The organism is Microbacterium sp., from assembly GCF_035277845.1.
GTDB lineage: Bacteria > Actinomycetota > Actinomycetes > Actinomycetales > Microbacteriaceae > Microbacterium.
The window spans coordinates 1-4,429 of record NZ_DATEJS010000075.1 but is presented as its reverse complement, the minus strand read 5'-3'; the positions used below and the strand labels follow the sequence as shown (position 1 = coordinate 4,429).

Below are 4,429 nucleotides of genomic sequence, written 5' to 3'. Positions count from 1 at the left end.
CTCGAGGGCTTCGCGGGCCTCGGCGATCGAGCGGGCGTCGCCGGATGCCTCGGCTGCGGCGAGGTCGTCCTCCAGCTTCGCGATCGCGTCGGTGAGCTGACGGGTCATGTCGTTCGCGCGCGCCTTGGTCTCGGGGTCGTTGCGCTTCCAGTCGGCATCCTCGCGGGTGCGCACGTTCTGCTCGATGCGGCGCAGCTCGTCGTCGAGGGTCCGCTCGCGGTCCCGCGGGAAGATGCGGCCGATCTCGTCCCAGCGACGCTGGATGCCGGTCAGCAGCGAACGCGCCCGGCCGAGGTCCGACTCGTCGACGATCGACTTGGCCTCCTCGAGCAGCTCGCGCTTGGCGACGATCTTCTCCTGCGAGGCCTCGGCTTCGGCGCTCTCCCGCGCCGAGCGGGCCCCGTACAGCGCGTCTCCGGCCGCCTTGAACCGCGCCCACAGCGCGTCGTCGACCTTCTTGCCGGCCCGGCCGGCGGACTTCCACTGGTCGAGCAGCTCGCGGTACGTCCCGATGCCGTCCTCGCCCTTGGACGCGAGGGCTTCGGCCTTCTCGATGAGCCGGGTCTTCTGGTCGCGGGCGGACTTGTGCGTCTCGTCGAGGGACGCGTAGAAGGCACGCCGCTCCTTGTCGAGGGTCGCGCGCGCGTCGCGGAATCGCTTCCACAACTGCTGCGCAGTCGACTTCGGCAGGCGGGCGCCGGACTGCTGCTGCGCCTGCCACTGGTCGAACAGGCTGTTGAGCTCGGCCGTGGTCTGCTTCCACTGGATCGACTGCGGGTCGTGCGCGGCCAGAGCTTCGGCGCGCTCGACGAGGGCGGTGCGGTCGACGATCGCCTGCTCGACGGCGGCACGTGCGGCGGCGCTCTCCGCCTCGGACGCCTCGGCGAGGGCGCCCGACAGAGCATCCAGGCGCGCCTCGAGGGCGGCCAGGTCGCCGACGGCGGCGGCACCGGTCACCTTGCCGCGAAGCGAGGTGGATGCCGTGCGCAGGTCGGCGGCAGACGCGCCGCCCCGGCGGTGCCGGGCCTCCAGCAGCGACACTTCGCTCGCGAGATCGCTGTACTTGCGCTCGAAGTACGCGAGGGCCTCCTCGGCCGTGCCGTCCGGGTACTCACCGACGACGCGCCAGGTGTCGGCCTCGCGCACCGAGACGGTGCCGTCCGATTCGACGCGGCCCCAGGCGGTCTCGGTCTCCGCGGCCGCCTCGGCGGCGGTCTCGGCGGGGCTGACGGGAGTGGATTCTGCGTCGGCAGTCACGTGATGCACCTCATCGCGGCATGGAGCCTGTGGGGGAGGGGGACGCGCCCCAGCCTAGTACGGATCGGGTCGTCGTCAGCGGGAGGATGTCGGACTCGGAGACGCCGTCGTCGCGCTCGGGGTCGCGCTCGGCGGGGCGACCGAAGCGGTCGGTGTCGCGCTGGGCGCGGGACTCGAACTCGTCGGGTGCTTGCCCGGACCGGCGTTGAAGAACGCGAACTGCCCGGCGAGGATCGCGACGAGCACGATGCCGCCGCCGAGGCCGGCGACGAGGTTGTCGCGGCGGCGACGGTGGACCTGGGCCGCGTGCAGCTCCTGGCGGGCCTGATAGGCGCGTGCACGCTCCCGCGCGACGCGCGCATCCTTGTTCCTGCCGCCGGCCGCCACTGCGCCTCCCGAAGTCGTGGGTCGCGTCGATCATACGCAGTGCCCGTCCGCCTCTGCGAATGGCGCCGCCGGATGGGTCGATGTCGGACCGGCGCGCTAGCGTAACGGGACGATGGACACGAGATCACGCGACGCGACGCCGGCGCCCGGGACGGAGCAGCCGGACGCCGACCAGACCGGCATCCTGGCTCTCCCCGCCGCTTCGTCCGGGACCGTCGTCGGAGCCCCGGGCTCAGGCAAGACGCACACTCTCGTGGCGCGCATCGCATCCCTGGTCGACGCCGGCACGGATGCCGACGCCGTGCTCGCCCTCACCCCGAGCCGGGTCACCGCGACCGCTCTGCGCGACCGCATCTCGCTGCGCACGGGCGCCGCCACGCACGGCGCCCCGGCACGGTCGCTCGTCTCGTTCGCCTTCCAGATCGTGCGCGCCGCCGCCGTCGGCAGCGGCGCGCCGGCCCCGCAGCTGCTCACCGGGGCCGACGAAGACGGCATCATCCAGGAGATGCTGCTCGGCGACGCCGAAGACGAGCTGTCCGGCCCGTCCCGGTGGCCGGTGCAGGTGGGTGCGCCGGTGCGGGCCACCGCCGGATTCCGCGCCGAGGTGCGGGCCTTCCTCGCCGAGTGCACCGAACTCGGCATCGGGCCCGAGCGGCTCGCCGAGCTCGGGCGCGCCGCGGCGATCGCCGAATGGCCGCCCCTGGCCTCCTTCTTCGCGGAGTACCAGCAGGTGCGCGCGGCGATGCGCGGCGCCCATCGGGACGCGGCCGGGCTCGTGCGGGAGGCCGTGCAGCTGCTGAGCGCGGCACCCGACGCCGAACTCGGCGACCTGGCGAGGATCCGCACGATCCTCGTCGACGACGCGCAGGAGCTGACCCTCGGCGGCGTGCAGCTCCTCGAGGCCTGTCGTCGACGCGGCATCGCCGTGCTGGCATTCGGCGATCCGGACACGTCCACGGGGGCGTTCCGCGGCGCTCGACCGGAGAACTTCGCGCGACTGCTGCGGGGCCTCGGCGACGTGCACGTGCTGCGCGGAGCACACCGGCTGCCGGCGCCGATCGCCGACGTGGTGCACACCGTCACCCAGCATGTCGGTGCCGGGGGGATGGTGGCGCACCGGATCCCACCGCGCGCCGACGATGCGGCGGCATCCGCGGACGACGTGGCGGTGCGCTGCATCACGGTCGCGTCGGCTGCGGAGGAGTTCGACTACATCGCGCGGACGCTGCGCGAACGGCACGTCCACGACGGCGTTGCGTGGCAGGACTGCGCCGTCATCGCCCACGACACCCGTCAGGTCGCCGCGCTCCAGGCGGAGCTGTCCGCGCGCGAGGTGCCGGCCCGCGCCTCGGGAGCAGGGGCCGCTCCGGTGACCGTCCGCCCGGTGCGCGATCTGCTCGGTGCGGTCATGCTCGCGTCACGATCCGCCGACGAGCTGGAGGCGGCGGACCTGACCGACGCCCTTCTCGGCGTCGTCGGCGGCCTCGACCCGGTGCAGCTGCGTCGGCTGCGCACCTCACTGCGGCACGCCGAGCTCGCGGCGGGCGGAGATCGCCCCGCGCGCGAGCTGCTCGCCTCCGCCTTCGCGCATCCGGTGGAGTTCGAGGTGCTGCGCACACGCGAGGGCACCCGCGCCGCGCGCCTCGCCCAGACCCTCGCCGCGCTGCGCGCCCAGCTCGCGACGGATGCCTCCGCGCATGAGCTCCTGTGGACCGCCTGGCAGGGGGCGGGCGTCGCGAGCGCTTGGCAGGAGGCGTCCCACTCCAGCGGTCCGCTCGGCGTGCAGGCCGGGCGGGACCTGGATGCCGTCGTCGCCCTGTTCCAGTCGGCCAAGCGGTTCGGCGAACGGCGGCCCGACGAGGATCCCCTGGTGTACGTGCGCGGCATGCTCGACAGCACCGTCGCCGACGACCGGTTCGACACCAGCGCATCCGTCCGCGGCGTCGCCGTGCTCACACCGGCGCAGGCCGTCGGGTGCGAGTTCGACACCGTCGTGATCGCCGGTCTGCAGGACCGGATATGGCCGAACACCCGGCTGCGCGGCGGACTGCTGCAGGCCTGGCGGCTCGCGGATGCGCTCGACGATCCGGCCCGTGCAGGAGCGGGCGTGCTCGACCGGCGCCGGGCGGCCCTGCACGACGAGCTGCGGCTTCTCGTCCGGGCGCTGTCGCGTGCGTCGTCCCGGGTGATCGTCACCGCGGTCGACGACGACGACACCGGGCCCAGCCCCTTCTTCGAGCTGCTGCCCGAGGCCGTCCACGGCGAGGTGGCGCACCCGCTGTCGCTGCGCGGGCTGGTCGCCCGCCACCGCCGCACCCTCACGACCGTGACGGGCGACGCCGGCCACGCCGCGGCGCAGCTGGCACTGCTCGCCGACGCCCAGGTGCCGGGCGCCGACCCTGCCCAGTGGTACGGCATCCTGCCGCCGAGCACCACGGCACCGCTTCGCGACCTGAGCGTCGAAGACGTGCGGGTGTCGCCGTCGAAGCTCGAGCAGCTGGCCGAGTGCCAGCTGGACTGGGTGATCCGCGACCTCGGGGCCGATCTCGGCAGCGTCACTGCCGGAGTCGGCATCCTCATCCACGAGGCGCTCGAACGGGCCTCGCTGGCGGAGGTGCTCCCCGACGAAGAGGCCCTCTGGCGACAGGTGGAGTCCCGCTGGGGCGAGCTCGAGTTCGAGGCCGCCTGGGTGGGACGCGCCGAGAAGACGCGGGCTCAGGATCTCGTGCACCGGCTGCACCGGTACCTGCGCGATTTCGCGGACGGCGGCGGCTCGGTGCTCGGC

Annotated in this window: 3 protein-coding genes; 1 reads left to right on the top strand and 2 read right to left on the bottom strand. The window is 73.9% G+C overall.

Annotated elements, in window-relative coordinates:
• Both VJR25_RS03140 and VJR25_RS03135 read right to left on the bottom strand, forming a co-directional pair.
• Positions 1 to 1,257 (bottom strand): DUF349 domain-containing protein (locus VJR25_RS03140; protein ID WP_324112430.1); only part of this gene is annotated, 1,257 nt, incomplete at its 3' end.
• A 75-nt stretch (positions 1,258 to 1,332) separates the two neighbouring features.
• On the bottom strand, positions 1,333 to 1,644 hold the full coding sequence (locus VJR25_RS03135; RefSeq protein ID WP_324112427.1) for a dioxygenase: 312 nt from the start codon (positions 1,642 to 1,644) through the stop codon (positions 1,333 to 1,335).
• Positions 1,645 to 1,756: 112 nt separating this feature from the next.
• Here VJR25_RS03135 and VJR25_RS03130 point away from each other — a divergent pair.
• Positions 1,757 to 4,429 (top strand): ATP-dependent DNA helicase (locus tag VJR25_RS03130; RefSeq protein ID WP_324112425.1); only part of this gene is annotated, 2,673 nt, incomplete at its 3' end.